Below are 23,733 nucleotides of genomic sequence, written 5' to 3' on the forward strand. Positions count from 1 at the left end.
TTCACCACAGGTGGGCTCCCCGGGAAACAAGTGGTTCCTACCGTGACCGCTCATGGATTCGAAGCCGTATACGCAGCCGGACACCGGCCACCTCACCCAGGCACCCCGGACGGCCGCAGATCCCGTTCTGATCACCAGCCAGGCGACCAAGGAGACGCTCGAGGACTACACCCTCCGCTTCGCGCCGCGCAGTTACCGCCGTTGGACCCCCATGGTCGTGGCCACGACGGCGCTAGGTGGCATCGCCTACATGGCTGACTTCTCCATCGGCGCCGGCATCGGTCTCGCCCACGGCACCGGCAACGCGCTCGTGGCGATCGCCGTTGCCGCAGCCGTCATCTTCGTCACCGGCTTCCCGCTGGCGTACTACGGCGCCCGGTACAACATCGACCTGGACCTGATCACCCGCGGTTCCGGCTTCGGCTACTACGGTTCGGTACTGACCAGCGTCATCTTCGCCAGCTTCACCTTCATCTTCTTCGCCCTCGAAGGCTCGATCATGGCGCAGGGACTGAAGCTGGGCCTCGGTCTTCCGCTGTGGCTGGGGTACCTGGTCTCCACGCTGATGGTGATCCCACTGGTGGTCTACGGCATGAAGGCACTCAGCAAGCTCCAGGTGTGGACGACGCCGGTCTGGCTGGTGCTGATGGTCGCCCCGCTGGTCTACCTCGTCACCACCGACCCCGGCACGGTCGACCGCTTCCTCTCCTACGCCGGCACGGACTCCACCGGCGACGTCAACACCGCCTCGGTACTTCTCGGCGCGGGCGTGTGCCTGTCGCTCATCGCGCAGATCGGCGAGCAGATCGACTACTTGCGCTTCATGCCGCCCAAGACCGAAGCCAACAAGCGCACGTGGTGGACCGCGGTGGTCATGGCCGGTCCGGGTTGGGTGGTGCTCGGCGCGCTGAAGCAGGCCATCGGCGTCTTCCTCGCCGTCTACATCCTCGGCGAGGTCGGTCCGGAGGCCGCGCCCGAGCCCATCCAGCAGTTCCGCAGCGCCTTCGACGCGATGATGCCGTCCTGGCTCGTGCTTCCGCTGGCCGTCGCCCTCGTGGTGATCAGCCAGATCAAGATCAACGTGACGAACGCCTACTCCGGGTCGCTGGCTTGGACCAACTCCTTCACCCGCGTCACCGGGCGCTACCCCGGCCGCATGGTGTTCGTCCTGGTCAACCTGGGTTTCGCACTGGCGTTGATGGAGGCCGACATGTTCAGCTTCCTCAACGGCGTCCTCGGCTTCTACTCCAACTGCGCGATCGCGTGGGTCGTCACCGTGGCCACCGACATCGGCGTCAACAAGTACCTGCTGAAGCTCTCCCCGCTCCAGCCCGAGTTCCGCCGCGGCATGCTCTACGCCGTCAACCCGGTGGGTGTCGTGTCCTTCGTCGCGGCCTCCTGCCTGTCGATCGCCATGTACTTCCACGCCCTCGGTGACACGCTCCAGCCGTACTCACCGGTCGCCGCGGCCGTCATCGCCTTCGTCCTCACCCCGCTGACGGCCGTCGTCACCAAGGGCAAGTACTACCTGCGCCGCGCCGGCGACGGCATCGACGAGCCACTGCTCGACGCCGACGGCAACCCGAGCGCGACGACGTACGACTGTCACGTCTGCCACCAGTCCTACGAGCGCCCCGACCTGGCCGCGTGCCAGACGCACGACGCCGTGGTCTGCTCACTCTGCCTGAGCACGGACAAGGTCGGAGACCACGTGCTGCCGGCGCAGCCGACGGCCGTCTGAACGGTGCAGAGGCGGCGGCGGGTGATCAGGCGCCGGGGTCGGCTTCGGGGTGGGCGAACCGCACGGGCTTGCTCAGCGAGCCGGATCTTCGCCCGGCGCAGCTCGTCGAGTCGAACCTTCAACGCCTCGGCCTCGGTCATCTCGGTCGTGAAGCGGGCGGCCCTGCCCGTGGCACCTGCAGGTAGCCGTGGTGACGGGTCAGACGGCATCGCCCGGGGTGGCGCTCGGCATTCCGGGTGACTGAGCGATTTCCTGTTCGGCGGCTTCGATCAGGGCCAGCACGGCATTCGCCGCGGCCACGGGGTCACGGGCCTCGATGGCCCGCACGACGGCGCGGTGACCCGGCAATGAGGCTTCCACCGCGCCGGGGGTCTGCGTGCTGATGAGAAAACTGTGTTCCAGCGCGATCTCGACAGCGCGGCCCAGTGAGCCGAGGAGACGGTTGCGGCCCGCGTCGAGCAGGGCCCGGTGGAAGGCGATGTCGGCCTCGACGTACCCGCTGCGGCCGGGAGCCGCCGCCGCGGCCTCCATGGCCGCCAGGGAATCGTGGAGGACCCGTACGTCGTCGGGGCCTGCCCGGCCGGCGGCGAGCCGGGCCGCCTCCGGTTCGACGATCCGGCGCAGTTCACCCGTGTCGCGCAGCAGAGCGGTGGCGTCCCCGGCCTGTTTCCATCGCAGTACGTCACGGTCCAGGTGGTTCCAGTGCTCCGGAGGCAGCACACGCGTGCCGGTACGGGGCCGTACGTGCAGCATGCCCTTGGCGACCAGTGACTTCACCGCCTCCCGCAACACCCCTCGGCTGACGCCGATCTCGGCCGCGAGGGCGTCCTCGACCGGCAACGGAGCCCCCGGCTCCCACACCCCCGCCACGATGCGCCGTCCGAGTTCGTGGACCACGCGCTGGTGCGTGGTCAGGAAATTCTGCACGATCTCCGCTTCCCTCTGGACGCCATTCATCGAATCATTCAATGATTGTGTGACAGGGTACGGCCTGCGGGCCCCGCCCGACCACGCCCCATCGCCGAGCGGACGACGCCAGAGCCACGGGAGTGCCTACATGACGGACGGTCAGCAGACGAGTCGCCGCAGCCAGGCGTGGTTCGGCGCCCGGGGCCGCAGCGGGATGGTGTACCGCTCCTGGATGCGCAACCAGGGCTTCGGGCATGAGGTGTTCGACGGGCGTCCCGTCATCGGCATCGCGACCAGCGCCTCCGAACTCGCCCCGTGCAACGCCCATCTGACCCGCGTCGCCGAAGCCGTCAAGCGCGGTGTGTGGCAGGCGGGCGGCCTGCCCCTGCAGTTCCCCACCATGGCCACCGGCGAGACCCTGATGCGCCCCACCGCCATGCTGTACCGCAACCTGATGGCCATGGAGGTCGAGGAGCTGATCCGGGCCAACCCGCTCGACGGGGTCGTGCTGCTGTCCGGCTGTGACAAGACGACCCCGGCCATGCTCATGGGCGCCGCCAGTGTCGACCTGCCCTCCGTCATGGTCACCGGCGGGCCGATGCTCAACGGCAAGTACCGGGGCCAGGACGTGGGTTCCGGCACCCACGTGTGGAAGTTCGAGGAAGACCTGAAGACCGGCCGGATGACCGAGGAGGAGTGCTTCTTCGCCGAAGGCTGCATGGCCCGCTCCAACGGGCACTGCATGACGATGGGGACCGCCTCGACGATGGCCTGCGTGGCCGAGGCGCTCGGCATGCAGCTGCCGGGCTCGGCGGCCTGGCCCGCGGTCGACTCCCGCCGGATGGAGACCGCGCAGGCGGCCGGGCAGCGCATCGTGGCGATGGTGGAAGAGGAACTGCGCCCCTCGCGGATCCTGACCCGGGAGGCGTTCGAGAACGCCGTCCGGGTCAACGCGGCCATCGGCGGCTCCACGAACGCCGTCATCCACCTCACCGCCCTTGCCGGCCGTGTCGGCGTCGAGTTGAGCCTGTCGGACTTCGACGACCTGGCCCGCGCGGTGCCGACGCTGGTCAACCTGATGCCCAGCGGGAGGTACCTCATGGAGGACTTCTGCTACGCGGGTGGCCTCCCGGCCGTCCTGGCCGAGCTGCTCGGCGGCGGGCTGCTGCACGGCGGGCAGATCACCGTCACCGGACGCACCGTCGCCGAGAACACCGAGCACGCCGAACGCGTCGACTCCGACATCATCACCCGTCTCGACGCCCCCTTCCAGCCGGCCGGCACCGGAATCGCTGTCCTGCGCGGCAACCTGTGTCCCGACGGGGCCGTGATCAAGCAGTCCGCCGCGTCACCGCACCTGCTCACCCACCGCGGCCCCGCGCGTGTCTTCGACTCCCCGGAGGCCTACCACGAGGTGGCCGACGACCCGGACCTCGACATCGACGAGAACACCGTCATCGTCATCCGCAACGCGGGCCCCAAGGGCTACCCCGGCATGCCCGAGGTCTCCAACGTCCCGCTTCCCGCCAAGCTGCTCAAGGCCGGCGTCACCGACATGGTGCGCGTCTGCGACGGCCGGATGAGCGGCACCGGGTACGGGACGGTGGTCCTGCACGTGGCGCCCGAGGCAGCCGTCGGAGGGCCCCTCGCCCTGGTGCGCGACGGGGATCCCGTCGTCCTCGACGTCCCGAACCGCACCCTGCGCCTGGACGTGGACGACGCCGAGCTCGCCCGGCGCCGGCAGACGTGGCGGACCCCCGCCGAGCGGCACGACAGCGGCTACACCTGGCTGTACACGCAGCACGTGGAACAGGCCGACCGCGGAGCCGACTTCGGGTTCCTGCGCGGAACCCGCGGACACGAGGTCCCCCGCGACTCCCACTGAGTCCGGACCCGGACCACCGCACCCCTCGAACCCAGGAGAGCAGCGATCGTGGAACCCGGAGCAGCGCGCCCTCGTCCAGTCCTCACCACCGGCTCCGTCCTGCCGGAGGACGCCGACCGCGCGACCCTCGTCGCACGCGTCCACGCCCCGGAGTACGACGGGCCGTGTGTGGCCGCGGTGCGAGGCGAGCGGGTCGTCGACCTGACGGCCGTCGTTCCCACCGTGGCCGACCTCATGGAACGGGACGACGCGGCGGCAGTCGTCCGCGAGGCCGACGCGGGACACGTCTGGCGCCTGGACGAACTGCTCGAAGCACCCGTCGGCCGCCGTGACGTCGCCCATCTCCTCGCCCCCGTCGACCTGCAAGTGATCAAGGCTGCCGGCGTCACCTTCGCCGGGAGCCTGCTGGAACGCGTCATCGAGGAGCGCGCCGGCGGGGACCCGGCGCAGGCCGCCCGCGTGCGGGCCCGCGTGGTGCAGGCGGTGGGCGGCGCGCTCGACGGCATCCGTCCGGGATCGCCCGAGGCGGACAGGGTCAGAGAACTGCTGGTCGTCGAGGGACTGTGGTCGCAGTACCTGGAGGTCGGCATCGGGCCGGACCCGGAGGTGTTCACCAAGGCGCCGGTACTGTCCGCGGTCGGTGTCGGCGCCGACATCGGGGTGCTCGGCGCCTCCGTGTGGAACAATCCCGAGCCCGAGGTCGTCCTCGTCGTGGACTCGCGCGGCCGGGTACGCGGCGCGACGCTCGGCAACGACGTCAACCTCCGTGACGTCGAGGGACGCAGCGCCCTGCTGCTGGCCCGTGCGAAGGACAACAACGCCTCGTGCGCGATCGGCCCGTTCATCCGCCTGTTCGACGAGGACTTCGACCTCGACACCGTACGCGGGCTCGACGTCGGCCTGCGGGTCGACGGCACGGACGGGTACGTACTGCACGGCAACAGCACGATGCGGGGGATCAGCCGCGACGTGATGGAGCTGGTGGCCGCCACGCACGGGCCGCACCACCAGTACCCGGACGGGTTCGTGCTGTTCACCGGAACGCTGTTCGCCCCCACGGAGGACCGAAAGGCACCCGGCGCCGGCTTCACCCACGAGTACGGCGACGTCGTGCGCATCTCCAGTCCGCGACTCGGCGCTCTGGTCAACACCGTCGTCCCGAGCGAGCAGGCCGCGCCCTGGACGTTCGGCGTACGGGCGCTGACACGCAACCTGGCCCGGCGCGGCGTCCTGTGAGACACCGAGAGCACCAGGCCCCCGGTCGGCGGCCCGCCGCTGCCCCGCCCCGCGGCCCCGGCGAGGCGACCGACCGGCGGGACGTCCCGGCTCGCTCGGCTCATGCCCGGGCAACCGGCTGCTGCTCGATCACGGAGCGCAGGCGCCTCGTGTGGTCCAGGTGGCGTTCGGCTCCGGTCAGCGTCACCCTGGCGATCAGGCGTGGATCCGCGCTGGAGGCGGCCAACCTGAGCTCCAGCTCGCCCGGTTCGACCACTCGCCGTCCGTCGCGTCCGGTGAACGACGCGAGATCGGCCGGAACCACGGCACGCAGGCGCCGGGCCTCACCCGGCTCCAGGTCGACCCGGGCATAGCCGACGAGACGCTGCACGGGCTGGACGACGGAGGCGACCGGGTCGTGCAGATAGAGCTGGACGACCTCGGTTCCGGACCGCCCACCGGTGTTGCGGACGGTGAGAGCGAGGGTGAACTCGCCGTCCGTCGGCGCCTCCCGGACGTCCACGGCCAGATCTGTCCAGTCGAACCGCGTATAGGACAGGCCGTGACCGAAGGGGAACGCCGGTGTCGGGTCGACGTTGGACACCTCGCCGGCGTGGGCGAGCCTCGCCCCGAGGTAGGTGGCCGGCTGGGAGCCCGGCCCCCGCGGCACGCTGACCGGGAGCCGTCCGGACGGGTTGACGCGGCCGCTGAGCACACCGGCGATCGCGTGCGTGCCCTCCTCACCGGGAAAGAAGGACTGCACGATCGCCGCAGACTCCTGCACCGCACGGCCGAGGGAGTACGGTCGTCCCGCGAGCAGCACGGTGACCAAGGGCGTCTCCATGTCCAGGAGGGCGTCGAGCAGTTGCTGCTGTGCCCCCGGCAGCGCCAGCGTCTCGACGTCGCATCCTTCACCGCTGGTACCCCGTCCGAAGAGCCCGGCGCGGTCGCCGAGCACCACCAGGGCGATGTCGGCCTCGCGAGCCGCCCTGGCGGCCTCACGCAGACCGGTGAGGTCGCCGTCGTCGATGCCGGTGCCCCGGACGACCGTGATCTCCGCGTCGGGGAACTCGGCGGCGAGGGCGTCGCGCAGCGTGGGCAACTCGATGCCGTGCGGGGTTCCGGGGTGACGGACGCCGATGTGCTGGGGGAAGGAGTAGCAGCCCAGGACAGCGACGGCCTCGTCGGCGTTGGGGCCGAGCAGGGCGATGCGGCGTGGCCTTTCGAGGGGCAGCGTGCCGTCGTTGCTCAACAGCACGACAGCTTCCTCGGCGATCGTGCGGGCCAGCGCGCGGTTCTCCGGACCGTCCAGGTCGATCCGGCCGCGCAGGGCGGCCGGATCGTCGAGGTCTGCCCCTTCGAGCGCGGCCGGCAAGGGATTCCAGTCCGGATCGAGCAGACCGAGCCTCGCCTTCTGGGTGAGTATCCGGCGAAGGGCCCGATCGACCAACGCCTCCGGGACACGGCCGTCGGCGACTGCCTCGGCCAGGGGCGCGCCGAATGTCTTGACGTTGGGCAGTTCGACGTCGATGCCCGCCCGCAGCGCCAGGCCGGCGGCGTCGGCCCAGTCGGCTGCGACGCCGTGCAGGGTCTTGAGGAAGGCGATGGCGAAGTAATCGGCGACGACGGTTCCGTCGAAGCCCCAGGTGTCGCGCAGCAGCCCGGTGAGCAGCTCCTCGTCGGCCGCGGAGGGGACGCCGTCGGTGTCGGTGTAGGCGTTCATCACCGACCGCGCGCCGCCCTCACGGATCGCCATCTCGAAGGGGAGCAGTAGGACGTCGGCGCGCTCCCGCGGGCCCATGGACGAGGGGGCGAGGTTGCGCCCGGCGCGCGAGGCCGAGTAGCCGGCGAAGTGCTTGAGGGTGGCGACGACACCGGCCGACTCAAGACCCTGCACGTACGCCGTTCCGATGGTGCCGACGAGGTACGGGTCCTCGCCGATGGTCTCCTCGACCCGGCCCCAGCGGGCGTCGCGCACGACGTCCAGGACGGGCGCGAGTCCCTGGTGAACGCCGACGGCACGCATGTCCCGCCCGATGGCGCAGGCCATGCGCCGCACCGTGTCGGGGTCGAAGGTGGCGCCCCAGGACAGCGGGACGGGATAGGCCGTCGCACCCCAGGCGGCGAAGCCGGCCAGGCACTCGTCGTGCGCGAGGGCGGGGATGCCGAACCGGTTCGTGGCGGCGATCCGGGTCTGGGTGCGGGCCAGGGAGAGCGCACCCAGGGCGGGGTCCACCGGGACCGTGCCGAAGGGCCGGGTCAGCTGGCCCAGTCCGGTGGGCAGGAGTGCGTCGAGAGCGACGGGCTCCTCCATGTCGTGCTGGTGGGGGGCCACTTCACCGCCCTGGTCGGAGGCGCCGACCCAGACTCCGTACAGCTGGGCGGTCTTCTCCTGAAGGGTCATCGCGTCGATCAGCGCGTCGACTCTCGCGGTGACGGAAACGGTGGTGTCGTTCCAGCGGGAGACTCCGGCGGTGTTGTCTGCGGCCACCTTGGCGTTCACTTTCCCTCCCACGGCCCGCGGACCCTCGACCTGGGCGCGACGGGCGAACAAGTAGACGAGCAGGACTCGAGGCGGGACGGCCGCGTCCGGGTTCCGGCACCGTCCGTACCCGCGGCGGCGTCGGTCAACGGCTGAATCCGGCGGTCAGACCGCTCAGCAGTTGGCGGCGGCCGAACGCGTACAGGATCAGGACGGGCAGTGTGGTCAGGACGACGGCGGCCAGGACTGCGGGGACGTTGACCCCGTACTGGCCCTGGAAGGTCCACAGCGCGAGCGGCAGGGTCCGGCGCTCCGGGCTCTGGGTGAGCACCAGCGGCAGCAGGAATCCGTTCCAGATGGTCAGGGCGTTGAAGATGGTCACGGTGAGGATGGCCGGCCGGGTGAGTGGTGCCGCCAGCCGCCACAGCGTCGTCCATTCGGTGGCGCCGTCGACCCGCATCGAGTCGAACAGTTCCTTGGGCACGTCGCGGATGAAGTTGGCGAGCACCAGCACCGACAGCGGGATGGCGAAGGCGATCGACGGGAGGATCAGCGCCAGCAGGGTGTCGTAGAGCTGCAGTTTGATGATGACCAGATAGACCGGGATCACCGTCGCCTGCAGTGGGATGGCCAGGCCCATGAGGAACAGCCCGTTCATCGCGCGCAGCACGCGCATGCGCCAGCCCCGGACGATCGCGTAGGCCGCCATGAAGGAGAACACGACCGCCGGCACCACGGCGCCCGCGGTGACCACGACGCTGTTCAGGAAGTAGCGGAGGAAGTCGGACTCGATGACCAGCCGGTAGTTGTCCAGTGTCGGGTCGCCCGAAGGCACCAGCGGGTTGCTCGCGTAGTAGCGGCTCTGTGCCTTGAGGCTGGTGATGAGGGTCCAGTACAGGGGCACGGCCACGATGACGAGCCACAGCCATCCGGCCAGTGCGCCGGCCCAGTTGCGTCGGCGTGCCGTCCGGACGGAGCGGTGCTGCCGCTCGCGTGGGGCGGCTTTGCGGGGGCGTCGTGCCTCGGACAGCGTGGTGGTCACCTCAGGCTCCCTCGAGTTGGCTCGCGCCGGCGTCGCGGCCCCCGAGCCGCCGCAGCAGCAGGGCGAGGACCAGACCCACCAGGACCAGGATGACCGCGATGACGCTGGCCGGTCCCATCAGGCTGGCCTGGAATCCCCGCTTGTACATGTCCAGGGCCAGCACCCGGGTGGCGTCTCCGGGGCCGCCCTCGGTCAGGACGAAGATGAGGTCGAAGAAGGTCAGTGACCCGACCACCATCAGCGTGGACGAGGTGATGATGGTGTATCTCAGCTGGGGGAGCGTGATGCTGAAGAACTGCCGGATCCGTCCGGCTCCGTCCAACTGGGCCGCTTCGTAGAGGGATTTCGGAATCTGCTGGACACCACCCTGGTAGATGAGGGAGTGGAACGGGACGAACTGCCAGGAGACGACGAAGACGACGACGCCGAAGGCGAGACCGGGCCGTCCCAGCCAGTCCTGGCTGAGCAGTTGGAGCTTCAGCCCGGCCCCGAGCCCGAAGTTGGGGTCCAGCAGGGCCTTGTACGCGATGGCGATGGCCGCCGAGCTGAGCATCAGAGGGACGAAGTACACCACGCCGAGCACCGCACGGTAGCGCTGGCGGCCCGCCAGGAACGTGCCGAGCAGAATGCTCAGCGGCGTCTGAACGGCCCATGACACCGCCATCACCATGAAGGTCACCCAGAGGGCGTGCGGCAGCCCGGGGTCGGTGAGCACCGCACGCCAGCTGGTCAGCCCCGACTGGTGGATGGTGCCGATCCCGTCCCAGGTGGTGAAGCTCAGCGCGAAGACACCGACGAGCGGAATCACGGCGAAGCCGACGAAGACCACCAGCGCCGGTGCCGCCAGCCAGGGCAGGATGCTGCGCGGTCGGCGGTGCGGTCGGTGACCGGTGGCTGTGCTCATGTGCCGATGACCGCGTTGAGGTTGCCGGCGAACTGCTCCGGGGAGAGGGAGAGCTGGAACAACTTGACGATGTTGTCCAGGAGGGTCTCGGCGGCCGTCGGACTGAGCGCCTGGTCCCAGGACTGCACAAACGTCTTGGCCTTGCTGGCGATGCCGTAGTTGACCTGGAGGAAGTCGGCGCTCTTGGAGGCGGCCAGCAGCTTTTCCGTGCCCAGCCGGACCGGAACCGACCCGTTGTCGATCCAGGCCTTCACCTCGGCGTCCTGGAGGACACCGGTCGCGAAGAAGTCCTTGGCGATCTTCTTCTCCTGGTCGGTGGCCTTCGAGGATATGGACAGGTACTGGGCCGGATTGCCGACCGCGTTGCTCGGATCACCCTTTCCGCCGTCGACGGGAGGGAAGTTCATGTAGCCCAGTTGGCCGCTGGAGACGAAGTCTCCGCCGTCGGCCTGCTGGATGCCGTACGACCACGCACCGTGCAGCATCATCGCGGCCTTGCCGGTGTACAGCAGCGCCTGGTCGGCGTTGGAGTCCGCTGTGATGGAGGAGAAGCCCTTGATGAACCCGTCGGCCTTGACCAGCTCCTGCACCTTGGTCAGCGCGGTGATGGCGGCCGGGTTCGACCAGGCGTTCTTCTCGCCCTCGATGACCGCCTGGAACACCTCGGGACCGCCGACGCGGTCGAACAGGAACTCCAGCCACATCATGTTCGTCCACCGGGACTGGCCACCGAGGGAGAGCGGTGCTATGCCCTTCGCGTTGAACCTGGGCACCAGCGCCATGAGGTCGTCCCAGGACTCCGGCGGCTCTACGCCGACTTGGTCGAAGACCTTCTTGTTGTAGTAGAGGATGATCGGCTGCACGGTCTCGCACGGGATCGCGTAGATCTTGCCGTCGACGGTCGCCGCGCCGAACGAGGAGGGGAACAGGCCCTTCTTGACGTCGGGGTGCTCGTCGAACCACGGGGTGAGGTCCTCGACCTGGCCCGCTTCCGCGTAGGTGCGCAGTGTCCCGCCGCCCCAGCCCCAGATGATGGTGGGCGCCTGTCCGGCACCGATGGCGGTCTTGATCTTCGTTTTGTACGCGTCGTTCTGGAACGTCGTGTCGTCGATCCGGTTGTCGGGATGGGCCTTGTTGAACGCGTCCACCGCTCCGGCTCGGACGCCTTCCTGCGGCTGGCCGTTCAGGTACCAGTAGGTGGCCCCACCATCGCTCTTGCCGGGGCCGGACGAGCCGCAGGCCGCCAGTGCCGCTGAGGCCGGTACGGCGGCGGCCAGGCCGAGGAGGGTACGTCGGGAGAGCGCCATGTCTTTTCTCCGCACTCGAGAGCCGTCGGCTTCTCGTGGGTCATGGTGAAAGGTTTTCGAAACATCCGTCTCCGAACTCTGTTCGTGCAAATTAGGTTTCGGGCTGATGGCCTGTCAAGGGACGTGCACGCGCTTCCAAAACTGGCTTCAGTCCCCGCAGTTACAGGACGTTGCGGGTGCCGGTGAGTGCTTCACGTGCTTCGAAAGTGTTTCGAAAGCACTTGGCCGGGGGTAGGCAGTTGAGGCGGTGATCTCTGCCTGAGCGCCGTCGGTGCCGGTCAGATCGTGCCGAAGGAGCGCGCGGTGCTGCTTCCGGACCGGTCGGGACCGCGGGGCTTGTCGGCACCTTCCGGACGGGCTCGTGGCGGGGGTGCCGTACTGTTGACCGGTTCCACCCGTGTTGCCGGTCCGACCGGCGACTCACCACACCGGTGGACGAACACGGGAGGGAACCGATGCGACCGAACGCGAGACGCACCACTTTGGCGGACATCGCCCAAGCGGCCGGGGTCTCCGTCGCGACCGTGTCCAAAGTGGTGAACGGTCGCGGTGACGTGGCGCCGCAGACCCGCACCCGGGTGCAGGAGTTGCTGCACCACCACGACTACCTCGCCCCCGTGTTCCGCCACACCGAGGCCGTCGAAAGCCCGACCATCGAGGTGCAGTTCAAGGGCGGCCTGAAACCGTACGTCGCCGAGACCCTGGAAGGGATCATCGACTCCGCCTCCGAACTGGGGGCTTCCGTGGTGGTCAGCAAGGCGTCCAGTGCCCCGCACTGGGCCCGGGACCTGGTCTCCGCCGGGCGCCGTGCCGTCATCGCGGTCACCAGCGTGTACACCACGGCGCACCTGAACGAACTGGCCCGGTCCGGGCTGCCGCTGGTCGTCCTGGACCCCTTGCACCTGCCGGACAGCCGGGTGAACAGCGTCGGGGCCACCAACTTCGCCGGTGGTCTGGCCGCGACGCAGCACCTGCTCTCCCTGGGCCACCGCCGCGTCGCCTACCTCGGCGGACCGTCCATGGCCGTGTGCAACCAGGCACGCATGCACGGCTATCGCGCCGCCATCGAGGCGGGAGGGACCCAGGTACCGGAGGCTTACGTCCAGCCGGGAGAATTCACGTACGAGACGGGACTGCTCGGAGCCGCGGCACTGCTGGACCTGCCGGAGCCACCGACCGCGATCTTCGCAGGCAACGACGAGATCGCCGTCGGGGTCATCGAGACCGCCCGGGGCCGAGGCCTGCGCGTCCCGGAAGACCTGAGCGTGGTCGGCTTCGACGACACGAGCCTCGCCCAGATGTCCTCACCGCCCCTCACCACGGTGCGTCAGCCCCTGCGGGAGATGGGTGGTGCCGCCCTGCGCACCGCGCTCCGACTCGCCAACGGCGACAAGGTCGAGTCCCACCACATCGAGCTCGCCACCGAACTCGTGGTACGCGCCTCGACGGCGCCGCCGTCCGAAGAGCCGGGACGAAGGTGACCGTCTGCGGTGAGACGGGCGCGGCGCCGGGCGCTCGGGCGTACCTCCCGGCCATGCTCCGTCCGCTGGCAGTAGTCGGAGCGTACGGGTGGGTCATGCCCCAACTGTGCCGCCGTACCGCCGGGGTGGTTCTGCTCGGCCCGCGCCGCGTCTCGGCCGACGGCTTCGAGCTGCAGTTCGGCACCGCCATGCTGGGCCACTTCGCGCTCACGGGACTACTGCTCGACACCCTGGCCAAGGCTGCGGAACCCCGTGTGATCGGAGCCGAACCGGAGCGTCGGCTGCGGGCCGCGACCGGACGTGGATTGAGCGGCGGTCAGTTCTTCGGTCCTGCCGGATTCTTCGAGAGGCGAGGGCGGGTCACCGAGGTACGGCTCAGCCGGGAGGCGGCCGACCCCGCCGTCGGCAAGCAGCTGTGGTCCGCAGCCGAGGAGCTGACGGGGGTCCGCTGCCTCTGACCCGGCGGGGATGCCGCCGGCTCAGGAGCCGCCGGGGAGGACGGGAACGGGGCCGGTTCGCCGGTGTCGGCAGATCAGTCCGCGAACGCGGCCACATACGACGCCACGCACGCATCCGGTGTGGCCAGCGAGGTGACGACGTGGCTGTCGACGGTCGCAGGCGGATCGAACGGTACATGGAGCAACCGCTCGGAGCGGAACCCGGCGAGCTGTTCGGCGGGCATCGGGGTCCAGGCCTCGGGATCACGGCCGACCTCCAAGAGCACGTTGGACAGGTCTCCGGCGGGCCGGCGGAGCGGGGTCACGGGCACGGCCGCGAGGAGCGCGTCGTGCAGTGGCGGGTCGCTCTCACGGGCGGGAAGCCGCAGCCCCCGTGGATCAAGGTGATGCAGGCCGACCGCCGGCATACCGGCAGCTGCGTGGTCGCGCGCGAGCACCGCGTGCACCGGCTCGGACCACGCGCGCGCCACCGTCACCGACGACGAGGCGATCGCTCCTCGTACCAGCGCCACATCCAGCTCACCGTCGCGGACCGCGGCCAGTCGTGCGGCCACCGGGAGATCGACCAGCTCCAGTTCGGCAGGGCGTTCACTCACGCGCAGGCGCTCCAGCGCTCGGTCAAGCCGCCACATGGCACACGACGCTGTCCCGATCCGCAGGGCAGCGGCCGGTTCCCCGGCGACCACCCGGACCCGCGCCGCCGCGGCAAGAGTCTCACGGGCCGCGCCGAGCACCCGGTCACCGGCCTGGGTGAGACGCACCCGCCGTGATGTGCGCTGCAGCAGCTGCACTCCGAGTTCGCGTTCGAGTCGGCTGATCTGCTGGCTCACCGCCGACTGCACGATGTTCAGCCGTTGTGCCGCCCGCCCAAAGTGCAATTCCTCGGCAACGGTCACGAAGGCCGTCGGTGTCCCCGCACCCGCCGCCCGGATAAGGGACCTTGCTGCTGCCGCGGTGCGCGGTCCCGCCGGATTCCGGATGTAGTGCGCCCGCCCAGGCGGGCCGGGCGCCCGGCCGCAGCGGCTACCGGTCTCCTGCCGGGCGGTCGGCGGTTGCCGCTGCCCGTGAGGCGAGGACACGCCGGCGGTCGTGGCTGGTTGTTCCGGGCTCGGCGGTCAGCGTGATGAGCTGCTGATCGGGATCGTCCGTGGAGGTGAGGAAGGACCAGTCGAGGGTGAGCGGGCCGACAACCGGATGGTTCAGAACCTTCGTGCCCGATCTCTGGGCGGCGACCCGGTGAGTGCCCCACCAGCGCCGGAAGTCGGGGTCCTGCAACGACAATTCGGCCACAAGCTCGGTGAGTCGTGGATCCCTGGGATCGCGGACGGCCTCCATGCGCAGCTGCGCCAGGGTCGTCCGTGCCGCCCACTCCCAGTCCGCGTACAGGGCTTTGACGGCCGGTTCACGGAAGACCAGCCGTACGAAGTTGCGGTTCTTCTCCGGAATCTGCGCGAAGTCGGTGAACAGGGCGGCCGCCATGGCGTTCCAGGCGAGGATGTCCGTGCGCCGGCCCAGGACGACGGCCGGCGTGGTGAAGAGGTCGTCCAGTAGGCGCGCCGCAGTTGCGGTTGGACCTTCTGCGAGGTGCGCCGACGCGGGCGGGCGGCGTCGCGGCCCGACAACTCGAACAGGTAGGCACGCTCACCGTCGTCGAGCCGCAGGACCCGCGCGAGGGTGTCCAGTACCGGTTCGGAGGCCTGGCGGCGGCCCTGCTCCAGGCGCGTGTAATAGTCGGGGCTGATCGACGCCAGCGACGCCACCTCCTCGCGGCGCAGACCCTTGACCCTACGCCTCCCGCTCGCGTCAGGCAGTCCCACTTCGGCCGGGCTCAGCTCCGTGCGCCGCGCCTTGAGGAAAGCGCCCAGTTCGCCGACGTGGCCGTTACTGCTGCTCATAGGTGCAAGTGTGACAGCCCGCCGCTCCCGCGACAGTGGGCCTGCTGTGTCCCAGGACAGCTCTGTCCGGGGACGGAAGAAGCCCCTTACCCCCTCCTGTGCCGGGTGCGAGCGTCGGTGACGACGAGGACGGCCTGGAGGAAATCGTGCCGTCCGCGGTCACATCCCATTCCCACCTGTACCAGGAGAAACAGACCGTGAAGACCAGCGTCACCTTCCCCAGCAATGGTCTTGCCCTCGCCGGAGTTCTCTTCATCCCCGACGACCACACCGACGCCCGGCAGCCCGCCGTTGTCATCTCCCATCCCGGAGGGGGCGTGAAGGAGCAGAGCCCGAGTGTCTACGCCGAGCGTCTTGCCCGGGCGGGGTTCGCCGCGCTCGTCTTCGACGCCGCCTACCAGGGCGAGAGCGAGGGTGAGCCGCGTGGGCTGGAGAACCCTTTCCAGCGGGCCGAGGACATCAAATCCGCCGTGACCCACCTGACGACCTGCGACTTCATCGACCCGGACCGGATCGGCGCCCTGGGCATCTGTGCGTCCGGTGGGTACGTCCCCTACGCCGCGCAGACCGACCACCGCATCAAGGCCGTCGCCACGGTCAGTGCCGGGGACATGGGCTCAGTGATCCGTGAGGGGCTGGGCCGTACCCAGGACCCGTCGGTCCTCACGGCCCTGCTCGACCGGGCCGCGGCAGCGCGTACCGCCGAGGCACGCGGCGCCGCTCCGGAGATGGTGGCGTGGATCCCCGGCAACGCCCAGGACCTGCTGGAGACGGCCACCCGGCAGTTCCGGGAGACGTACGAGTTCTACTGCACCCCGCGTGGGTACCACCCGCGCGCAGTCCAGGGTTGGGTCCTGCGCAGCGTCGACCAGCTCGCCCAGTACGACTCGTACGCGATGATCCGGCTCGTAGCGCCCCGCCCGCTGCTGATGATCGTGGGTTCGGAGGCGGAGACCGCCTATTTCAGCCGGGAAGCGATCGAGCAGGCGGCCGGGCCCAAGGAACTGTTCGTCATCAACGGCGCCACTCACATCGACCTGTACGACAGGGACGAACACGTCACGCCTGCCGTCACCAAGCTCACCGAGTTCTTCGGAACGTACCTGGCGTGATCGGCGGGGCGAGGGGGGAGTACGCCTCGGCTGATGACCCAGTAGCGGCCGTGCGCCGTGTCCGGTCGGACCCGGCAGGTATGCGCTCGCGACTATGACCGGCGCGACCTGGGGTGAGGTGTCCCGCTCTGCGGGCTTGACCTCTTGAGATCATCGAAAGTTTCGGATGATGTGCACGCGATTGCGTGCTTGCTCTCTCTCTTCTTATCTCATCTCTCGCGACAGTTCCGGCAAGAGGTGCTCTGACCTGCAGAATTGTGTTGCCCAAAGCCTCAACCTGTGACAGAGAGGTTTCCGAAAGGTTGTCGAAACTGTTGACAGGCTCATGGCGTCCTACGAAAACTGGGGCCACTGAACGACAGGGAGGCCAGGCCGTCGGTCCGCTCGCGTCATGGGGCCGGGTACGGCGGTCGGTTGTCACGGCGTGACGACCGGGCGGCCCCCCGTCGTGGTTCGGGCAAGGCAGCGGGCGGCAGAAGCTGCCCGCCCCCCACCAGCCTTCATCGGGAGAACGCATGCAGCAGGACGGAACACAGCAGGACCGGATCAAGCAGAACCCCGCCCCCCTCGACGGAGTGAGCCGACGAGGCTTCCTCGGCGGCGCCGGGACCCTCGCGCTCGCTACCGCGTCCGGGCTGCTGCCCGGCACCGCCCACGCCGCCACCACCATCACCACCAACCAGACCGGCACCGACGGCATGTACTACTCGTTCTGGACCGACGGCGGCGGCTCCGTCTCCATGACGCTCAACGGTGGCGGCAGCTACAGCACCCAGTGGACCAACTGCGGCAACTTCGTGGCCGGCAAGGGCTGGAGCACCGGCGGACGCAGGACGGTCCGCTACAACGGCTACTTCAACCCGTCGGGCAACGGCTACGGCTGCCTCTACGGCTGGACCTCGAACCCGCTGGTGGAGTACTACATCGTCGACAACTGGGGCAGCTACCGGCCCACCGGTACGTACAAGGGCACCGTCTCCAGCGACGGCGGCACCTATGACATCTACCAGACGACCCGGTACAACGCCCCCTCCGTGGAAGGCACCAAGACCTTCCAGCAGTACTGGAGTGTCCGGCAGTCGAAGGTGACCAGCGGCTCCGGCACCATCACCACCGGCAACCACTTCGACGCCTGGGCGCGCGCGGGCATGAACATGGGCCAGTTCAAGTACTACATGATCATGGCCACCGAGGGCTATCAGAGCAGTGGAAGCTCGAACATCACGGTCAGCGGTTGATCTCTGTCCGGTGGACGACGGTTGGGGGCCCCGCCTTCGTGGCTGGCCCCCAACCGTGGTCACGTGCGGGATCGTCAGGACTGTCCCGTCAGACGTGAGACCGGCGGTGGTGCTGGTTGCTCTAACCGGGATCGTTCATACGGGGAGAGTGTCTCCGGGAAAGCCGTGGCACGGGTGAACCTCGCAGCGCATCATCCCGGCTCGCACGCAGGGGTCCTGGGCCATGATCTCCGCGGCTTCCTCGGCCGGCACGGTCATGATCGCGACGCCGGCCACGGCGTCGGAGACGACCGGGCACAAGATCGCGATCACCCCGTCTGCGCGCAGCGACACCATGCGTCGCTGATGTTCGAGTTCGACAGCGTCTGCGCCGTCCATGGTCCGCTCCGGCCCCCACTGAAGGAGCGCCAGGCTGTAGGGCTTCGCGGTCGCGGCCAGAGCCCGGATCTGTTCGTCAGTCACGGTGGTGCTCATGGTGTCTCCCTACTTCTCGATGCGCTCGGCCAACGAGACGGTGATGCCTTCGGGGCCGCGAACGTAGGCCATCCGCCATACGCCCTCGTATTCGCCGATGCCTCCGACCAGGCCGTAGCCGTTGACTGCGGCATGGTCGACCGTGGCGTGGAGGTCGTGCACCTCGAAGGCGACGTTGCGGATGCCCAGTTCGTTGGCGGGCGCCGCAGGCGAACCCGGAAGATGGTCCGGTCGCGTGAAGCTCGAGAGCTCCAGCGTCGTCCCTCCGCCGGGCGGTCGCAGCATGACGATCTCGGTGCGGGCGTCGGTCATGCCGATCACCGTGTCCAGGAATGCGCCTTCGACGGCCATCTTCCGATCGGCCTCCAGGCCGAGGCTGACGAAGAACGCCGTCGCGGCGTCGAGGTCGGCGACGGTGATGCCGACGTGGTCGAAGCGCCTGATGAATGTCATCGGGCCCCTTTCGAGGTTCTGATCCTGCTCACCGAATCGACGCGTTGCACGTCATCCACGACGTGACCCGCCGTTCCACGGATCACCATCGTGGCGTACAGCCTCGGGAGAGGAGTGGTGGGCGGGCCTTCCTTTCGGCATCTGTTCGCGTGGTGATGCCCCGGAGGGCGCAACCGTACGATGCCTGACAGGCGTCGCACAGGGCGGCGGGTCGTCATGTCGTCCCAAGGCCCTCTCGGCGGGCGGCTGGAAGGAAGGAACGTGCGTGGAGGTCGGCGGTTACCGGATCATCGCGCCGCTCGGTGAGGGCGGCATGGGCCGTGTTCATCTGGCGCGGTCCGCGTCTGGACGGCCGGTTGCCGTCAAGACCGTCCACCGACACCTCGCCGCCGTCCCGGAGTTCCGGGAGCGGTTTCGTCGTGAAACGGCTGCCGCGCGGGCGGTGACCGGCGTGTACACCGCTGCTGTGCTTGACACCGGTCCGGATGACGAACCGCCGTGGATGGCAGTGGAGTTCTGCGCGGGACCAGGCCTGCCGGAGGCGGTGGCCGCGCACGGACCGCTCGGCTCCGGCGATCTCGCCGCACTGGGAGCCGCGCTCGCCGAAGCGCTGGCGGCGGTGCACGCGGCGGGACTCGTGCACCGCGATGTGAAGCCGTCCAACGTCCTCATCTCGCGCCATGGACCCAAGGTCATCGACTTCGGCATCGCCAAGAGCGCGGCCGACGAGAGCCTCACCGCCGACAGCGAGGCCATCGGTTCGCCCGGTTTCATCGCCCCCGAGCAGCTTGCGGGGGACACCGCCGGGCCGGGGCCCGCCGCGGACGTGTTCGCGCTCGGTGCGGTCCTCGCGGTGACCGCGACCGGGCGAGGCCCCTTCGGCTCCGGCAGTGTGCCTGAGGTCCTCTACCGCACGCTGCACGAGGAGCCCGATCTGGTGGGTGTGCCGGGCACCGTCTGGGAGGATTTCCTCGGACTGTGTCTGGCCAGGTGCCCCGCAGACCGGCCCACGGTCCCGCAGGTCCTCGCCTGGTGCGCCGAGCGCGCGTCGGACGAGCCATGGTGGGAGCTGGAGCCGGTCGCCGCGTTGATCCGTCGCCAGGAGGACGAGGTGACGGAGCTGTTGGGGAGAGTGGCGGTGGAGGCCGCTGGGCGGGGCCCCGAGGACGGAGTCCCGGCTGCCTCCGGCGACGAGTCACATCCCCCCTCCCACGACGGCGACAGCGAGCCGCGTACCCGCATCCTCGCCGCGGAAGACAAGTCCTCGCCCCCTCACCCCGCCGACCAGTCACCACCCGCCGCTGGCGACGTCGTCGCAGACGCCCGCCGCGACGCCCCCGCGCTCCGTACCTCTCGGCGCCGCCTCCTCGCCTGGGGCGGCGCGGCCCTGGCGGCCGTGGGTGCCACGACGACGGCCATTCTCCTCAGCGGCGACGAGGGCGGCGGCACAGCCCGCGGCGGGAGCCGCCCGGAACCCCGCCCGCCGATGGGCACGCTCGTTTGGAGCCGTGACATCGGCGAAGTCGAGTACGGCGGCGCTCTCCTACGCAGCGGAAAGGACCTCTACGTCCTCGACGACAGGGGGGTCGTCCGTCTGGACGCGGAGACCAACACCGTCCGCTGGACCTACCCGGAGAAGGACCTGCGGAGCATCCAGGCGCGCGGCGACCTGGTCTACGTCCTGCGGGACAGCCTCCTCGAGCCCGAGCTGATCGCCCTGCGCGTGGCGGGCGGCCGGGAAGTGTGGACCTCGGGTGTCCTTTCGCGCAATCCGCACCGGCCGCCCCGTCCCTTCGACGCCCTGCCGGCCGAACTGGAGGGTGGCCAGGGCATGTTCACCGTCTCGGACGACGTCACCTGCCTGTTCACCTACGCGCCCTACACCACCGGATGGGAGCGACGCACCACATCGGACCCACCTTGGCGCGCGTACGCCTTCGACTCCCGTACGGGCGAAGAGCTCTGGTTCCACGAGGGGCGCACGGCAGAAGTGACCGCCGTGGACGAGGCCGGGGGCCGCATAGCGGTGGCCTCCTCGTCCCGGGACTCCGGTGTGCCCGGCACGGAACAGTATGCGCAGGACGACCCACTGGTCGTCCTGAAAGCGTCCGACGGAGCGGTGGAGCGGCAGATCGCGCGCGGCGCCCGCCGCCCGCAGGCCCACCCCGGAGCCGAGGGCGTCGGCTATTTCGCGTCGGAGGAGCGGATCGAGGCCATGGACCTGGCGACCCGGCGCATCCTGTGGTCTCGTCCTGCCGACACGGTCACGGACATCGCGTCCCGGGCCACCGGCGGCCTGGTGCTCGCCTCCTCGTCGGAGGGCATCGAGGCACTGGACGCCGGCACGGGCAGGAAGCGATGGTCGCGGCCCGGCTACCGGGAGATCGGGAGCGGCGCGCCCCTGACATCGGACGGCCTGGCACTGGTCTCGGGCCCGGAGCCGGGCGGTTCGGGCGAGGGGACGTGGGGCATGTACGCACTGGACGTACGAACGGGGGATGCGGCCTGGGCGGTACCCATCGAGCCCGCGTCCGACATGAGCCTGGCGACCGCGCACGACGGTCTGGTCCACATCTGCGCGGGCCGCACCCTGCACACGGTCCGGGGCCCGGGGGAGAGGCGGACATGAACACCGGCCACGCCCCCCGTCATTCGACCCGGCACACTCCTCGCCCTCCCACGCCTCGGGCAACCACGGGCGACGCTCCGCCCCTGGGCGGGTGCACATGACGGAAGCCTCCCTGCTCCCCGGTTCGCCGCTGCTCCCTGACGACCCGCGTCTCCTCGGCGGTCACCGCATCATGCGGCGACTCGGGTCGGGCGGCATGGGGCAGGTCTATCTGGGACGCAGCCCCGGCGGGCGGCTCGTCGCCGTCAAGACCGTCCACGAACACCTGGCCACGGACCCGCGCTACCGAGAGCGATTCCGGCGCGAGGCCACCGCCGCGCGCGCCGTCACGGGCGCGCATACTGCCCCGGTGCTCGACGCCGATCCTGACTCCGGCGTGCCCTGGCTGGCCACGGCATTCCTGCCGGGAGTCACCCTGCGCCACGCGGTCGTCGCAGGCGGGCCGTTGAACGCCCAGGCAGTGCGGTCGCTCGGGGCGTGCCTCGCCGAGGCTCTGGTGAGCATTCACGCGGCGGGCATCGTGCACCGCGACCTCAAGCCGTCCAACGTGCTGCTGACCGCCGACGGTCCGCGCGTCATCGACTTCGGCATCGCCCGGGCCGCCGGGGACCTCGGTCTCACCGAGGCCGGAGCGATGATCGGCACGCCCGGCTTCATGGCCCCCGAACAAGTCGCCGGCGACGATGCCGGACCCGCTGCCGACGTGTTCGCGTTGGGTGCGGTCCTCGCCTTCGCCGCGACGGGCGAGCAGCCCTTCGGCTCGGGCCCCGTGGCGGTCCTGCTCTACCGAGCCACCCACGAAGAGCCGCACCTGGACGGCGTGCCGGACACGGCTGGTCTGCGCGCACTCGTCTCCGGCTGTCTGCGCAAGGAGCCGTGGCACCGGCCCTCCCTCGCACGGGTGCAGGCCCTGACCGCCTCGCCGGACGCGCCCCTGTGGTGGCGCGAGGAACCACTGCGGTCACTGATCGCGGGCGAAGGACTGACAGGCACCGAGGAGCCGTCATCCTCCGCCGGGACGGAGCGGCAACCGACACCCGAGCCTGCCCCGGCCCGGACTGCCGTCGCCCCATCCTACCACGCCGATCGCCTGCATACCCTGACACGCCGCGCCTTCCTCACCACCGGTGGAGCCGGGCTCACGGGCCTGGCCGTCTGGGCCGTGGCCCGGGCCCCGAAAACACCAGGCACAGGCGCCGAGCAGGACGGTCCCGTACTGGAGACAGGGTCCAAGCGCCCCGGCCGGGAACGCTGGAGACTGACCAGCCAGGACGACAGACCGGGCGACGTCACGTCCGCCCTGCTTGCCGGGGACACCGTGCTGGTGCACGGGGCGAGACCAGGCCTGGCCGCCACACAGGGACTGGTGCGCGCCGTGGGTGCCGAGGACGGGGCGAGCCACTGGCAGGACGACAAGGCGCCGGCGAGCGCCGCTCACGAGTCGCTCTGGGGCGTCACGAGCGGCCTGCTCATCGCCCCGGAGCTCCTGGACAGAGTTCACGAAGTACGGACAGGAGACCCACGGCTGCCGGAGCGGCCTTGGCGGGGGACCGTGAAGTGGTTCGCCGTCGCGGAAGGACGGCTCGTCACGCTGGGCGACGACGGCGGATCGACGGACGACCGGGTACTGCGCTCGCTCGCTCTGCCCTCGGGCGGCTCGCGCGCCACCGAAGGGCCCCGCACCCACGAGAGGGAGAAGACGCGTGACTGGCGAGCGCCCGCGGTCTGCGGCAACAGGCTGCTCCTCGTCCCGGACACCGGGGCGCTTGATCCCAGGATCTTCTGCCTCGACGCGACCACAGGCCGGGAACCGTGGTCCTACACCGGGCTCGGCAAGACCGGGCAGCCCCAGACCGCGCCGGTCACTCTGCCCGCGCCGGACGGCCGCGGCGGCGAGCGCTTCGCCCTGTTCAGCGACGCCGACGAACTGCACCTCATCGACGCACGCACCGGCGACCGCCTGCGCAATGAACCGCTGAGCATCACCGCCGGAAACGGTGCCACGGCACTCGGGTACGCCGCGGGCACCGGTCTGTTGCTGGCCGCCGGGGAGGACCTGATCGGTTTCAGCCCCGACAGCGGAAAGCGGCTGTGGAGCCACCCCACCGCCGGGCTCGACACCAGTTGGCCCTCGCTGCCGGGCGGTGGCAGACGAGGCCCCGTCGCGCGGGACGGGGTACTGCTGAACTGGCTGGACGCCAGGACCTTGCAGGCACTCGACCTCGCGGACGGCGGGCGGCAGCTGTGGCGGACGTCGTTCGACGCCATCGCACGCTGCCCGCCCGCCATCGGAGGCGACATGGCCTACGTCACGGCCGGGCAGGTGTGCCGGGCGCTGGGACTGCGCACGGGGAGAGTGCTCAAGGAGTGGCCGGTGGACGAGGCGGTCACATGGCTCGCTGCCGACGACAAGGGGTGGTACGCCGTGGTCGGCGCGTCGTCCCTGCGGGCGGTCAACGCACCGTGACGACCGGGCCCGCACGGCGTTCCGGTCGGGGCTGACACCGC

The 23,733-nt window shown here is 70.0% G+C and carries 16 protein-coding genes and 2 pseudogenes; 9 read left to right on the forward strand and 9 right to left on the reverse strand.

Translation table 11 applies throughout. The annotated features are described in order from the left end of the window. Positions 1-52 precede the first annotated feature (52 nt). Entirely contained in the window at positions 53-1,741 is a 1,689-nt protein-coding gene (locus ACZ56V_RS11700) for a purine-cytosine permease family protein (protein ID WP_467379381.1), read from the forward strand. Positions 1,742-1,939: 198 nt separating this feature from the next. Here the strand turns inward: ACZ56V_RS11700 and ACZ56V_RS11705 are convergent. Continuing rightward, positions 1,940-2,694 (reverse strand): annotated as a pseudogene (locus tag ACZ56V_RS11705) (FadR/GntR family transcriptional regulator). Between the two features lie 104 nt (positions 2,695-2,798). Between ACZ56V_RS11705 and ACZ56V_RS11710 the strand changes: the two are divergent. Together ACZ56V_RS11710 and ACZ56V_RS11715 are read left to right on the forward strand one after the other, a co-directional pair. Then, complete coding sequence (locus ACZ56V_RS11710; protein ID WP_468941342.1) at positions 2,799-4,535, forward strand: IlvD/Edd family dehydratase; 1,737 nt, start codon at positions 2,799-2,801, stop codon at positions 4,533-4,535. Positions 4,536-4,583: 48 nt separating this feature from the next. After that, the gene (locus ACZ56V_RS11715) at positions 4,584-5,771 is read left to right on the forward strand and encodes a fumarylacetoacetate hydrolase family protein (RefSeq protein ID WP_468941345.1); all 1,188 of its coding nucleotides are present in this window, start codon (positions 4,584-4,586) and stop codon (positions 5,769-5,771) included. Between the two features lie 100 nt (positions 5,772-5,871). On the opposite strand, the gene ACZ56V_RS11720 is transcribed toward ACZ56V_RS11715, so the two are convergent. The 4 genes from ACZ56V_RS11720 to ACZ56V_RS11735 all read right to left on the reverse strand — a co-directional run bounded on the left by ACZ56V_RS11720 (position 5,872) and on the right by ACZ56V_RS11735 (position 11,485). Next, positions 5,872-8,253 (reverse strand): beta-xylosidase/alpha-l-arabinosidase, encoded by a 2,382-nt coding sequence (locus ACZ56V_RS11720; RefSeq protein WP_468941348.1) that lies wholly within the window; start codon positions 8,251-8,253, stop codon positions 5,872-5,874. 124 nt (positions 8,254-8,377) lie between these two features. Further along, the gene (locus tag ACZ56V_RS11725) at positions 8,378-9,274 is read right to left on the reverse strand and encodes a carbohydrate ABC transporter permease (RefSeq protein WP_468941351.1); all 897 of its coding nucleotides are present in this window, start codon (positions 9,272-9,274) and stop codon (positions 8,378-8,380) included. Position 9,275: 1 nt separating this feature from the next. Further along, entirely contained in the window at positions 9,276-10,178 is a 903-nt protein-coding gene (locus ACZ56V_RS11730) for a carbohydrate ABC transporter permease (RefSeq protein ID WP_398915335.1), read from the reverse strand. Next, positions 10,175-11,485, reverse strand: coding sequence for an extracellular solute-binding protein (locus tag ACZ56V_RS11735; RefSeq protein ID WP_468941355.1), 1,311 nt, complete (start codon positions 11,483-11,485; stop codon positions 10,175-10,177). The genes ACZ56V_RS11730 and ACZ56V_RS11735 overlap by 4 nt, the downstream gene beginning before the upstream one ends. A gap of 455 nt (positions 11,486-11,940) precedes the next feature. Here ACZ56V_RS11735 and ACZ56V_RS11740 point away from each other — a divergent pair, with 455 nt between their 5' ends. Both ACZ56V_RS11740 and ACZ56V_RS11745 read left to right on the forward strand, forming a co-directional pair. After that, on the forward strand, positions 11,941-12,966 hold the full coding sequence (locus ACZ56V_RS11740; RefSeq protein ID WP_468941358.1) for a LacI family DNA-binding transcriptional regulator: 1,026 nt from the start codon (positions 11,941-11,943) through the stop codon (positions 12,964-12,966). A gap of 95 nt (positions 12,967-13,061) precedes the next feature. Beyond that, positions 13,062-13,424 carry an SDR family NAD(P)-dependent oxidoreductase gene (locus ACZ56V_RS11745; protein WP_468941361.1) on the forward strand — a complete coding sequence of 121 codons (363 nt, stop codon included), beginning with the start codon at positions 13,062-13,064 and terminating at the stop codon, positions 13,422-13,424. A 74-nt stretch (positions 13,425-13,498) separates the two neighbouring features. Here ACZ56V_RS11745 and ACZ56V_RS11750 read toward each other — a convergent pair whose 3' ends face one another. Both ACZ56V_RS11750 and ACZ56V_RS11755 read right to left on the reverse strand, forming a co-directional pair. Further along, a complete protein-coding gene (locus ACZ56V_RS11750) occupies positions 13,499-14,320 on the reverse strand; it encodes a LysR family transcriptional regulator (RefSeq protein ID WP_468941364.1) in 822 nt (273 codons plus the stop codon). 127 nt (positions 14,321-14,447) lie between these two features. Beyond that, positions 14,448-15,319, reverse strand: a pseudogene (locus tag ACZ56V_RS11755) (helix-turn-helix domain-containing protein). 197 nt (positions 15,320-15,516) lie between these two features. Between ACZ56V_RS11755 and ACZ56V_RS11760 the strand changes: the two are divergent. Beyond that, positions 15,517-16,431, forward strand: a complete 915-nt coding sequence (locus ACZ56V_RS11760; protein ID WP_468941367.1) for an alpha/beta hydrolase — start codon at positions 15,517-15,519, stop codon at positions 16,429-16,431. A gap of 515 nt (positions 16,432-16,946) precedes the next feature. Next, a complete protein-coding gene (locus ACZ56V_RS11765; protein ID WP_468941369.1) occupies positions 16,947-17,669 on the forward strand; it encodes a glycoside hydrolase family 11 protein in 723 nt (240 codons plus the stop codon). Between the two features lie 135 nt (positions 17,670-17,804). Here ACZ56V_RS11765 and ACZ56V_RS11770 read toward each other — a convergent pair whose 3' ends face one another. Continuing rightward, positions 17,805-18,143, reverse strand: a complete 339-nt coding sequence (locus ACZ56V_RS11770; protein ID WP_468941372.1) for a YciI family protein — start codon at positions 18,141-18,143, stop codon at positions 17,805-17,807. A gap of 9 nt (positions 18,144-18,152) precedes the next feature. Next, entirely contained in the window at positions 18,153-18,596 is a 444-nt protein-coding gene (locus ACZ56V_RS11775) for a VOC family protein (RefSeq protein ID WP_398915358.1), read from the reverse strand. A gap of 265 nt (positions 18,597-18,861) precedes the next feature. Between ACZ56V_RS11775 and ACZ56V_RS11780 the strand changes: the two genes are divergently transcribed. Then, positions 18,862-21,225 (forward strand): protein kinase domain-containing protein, encoded by a 2,364-nt coding sequence (locus ACZ56V_RS11780; protein WP_468941374.1) that lies wholly within the window; start codon positions 18,862-18,864, stop codon positions 21,223-21,225. 97 nt (positions 21,226-21,322) lie between these two features. Then, on the forward strand, positions 21,323-23,692 hold the full coding sequence (locus ACZ56V_RS11785; protein WP_468941376.1) for a protein kinase domain-containing protein: 2,370 nt from the start codon (positions 21,323-21,325) through the stop codon (positions 23,690-23,692). Positions 23,693-23,733 lie beyond the last annotated feature (41 nt).

The sequence above is a fragment of the Streptomyces sp. NPDC034099 genome, from assembly GCF_055575415.1.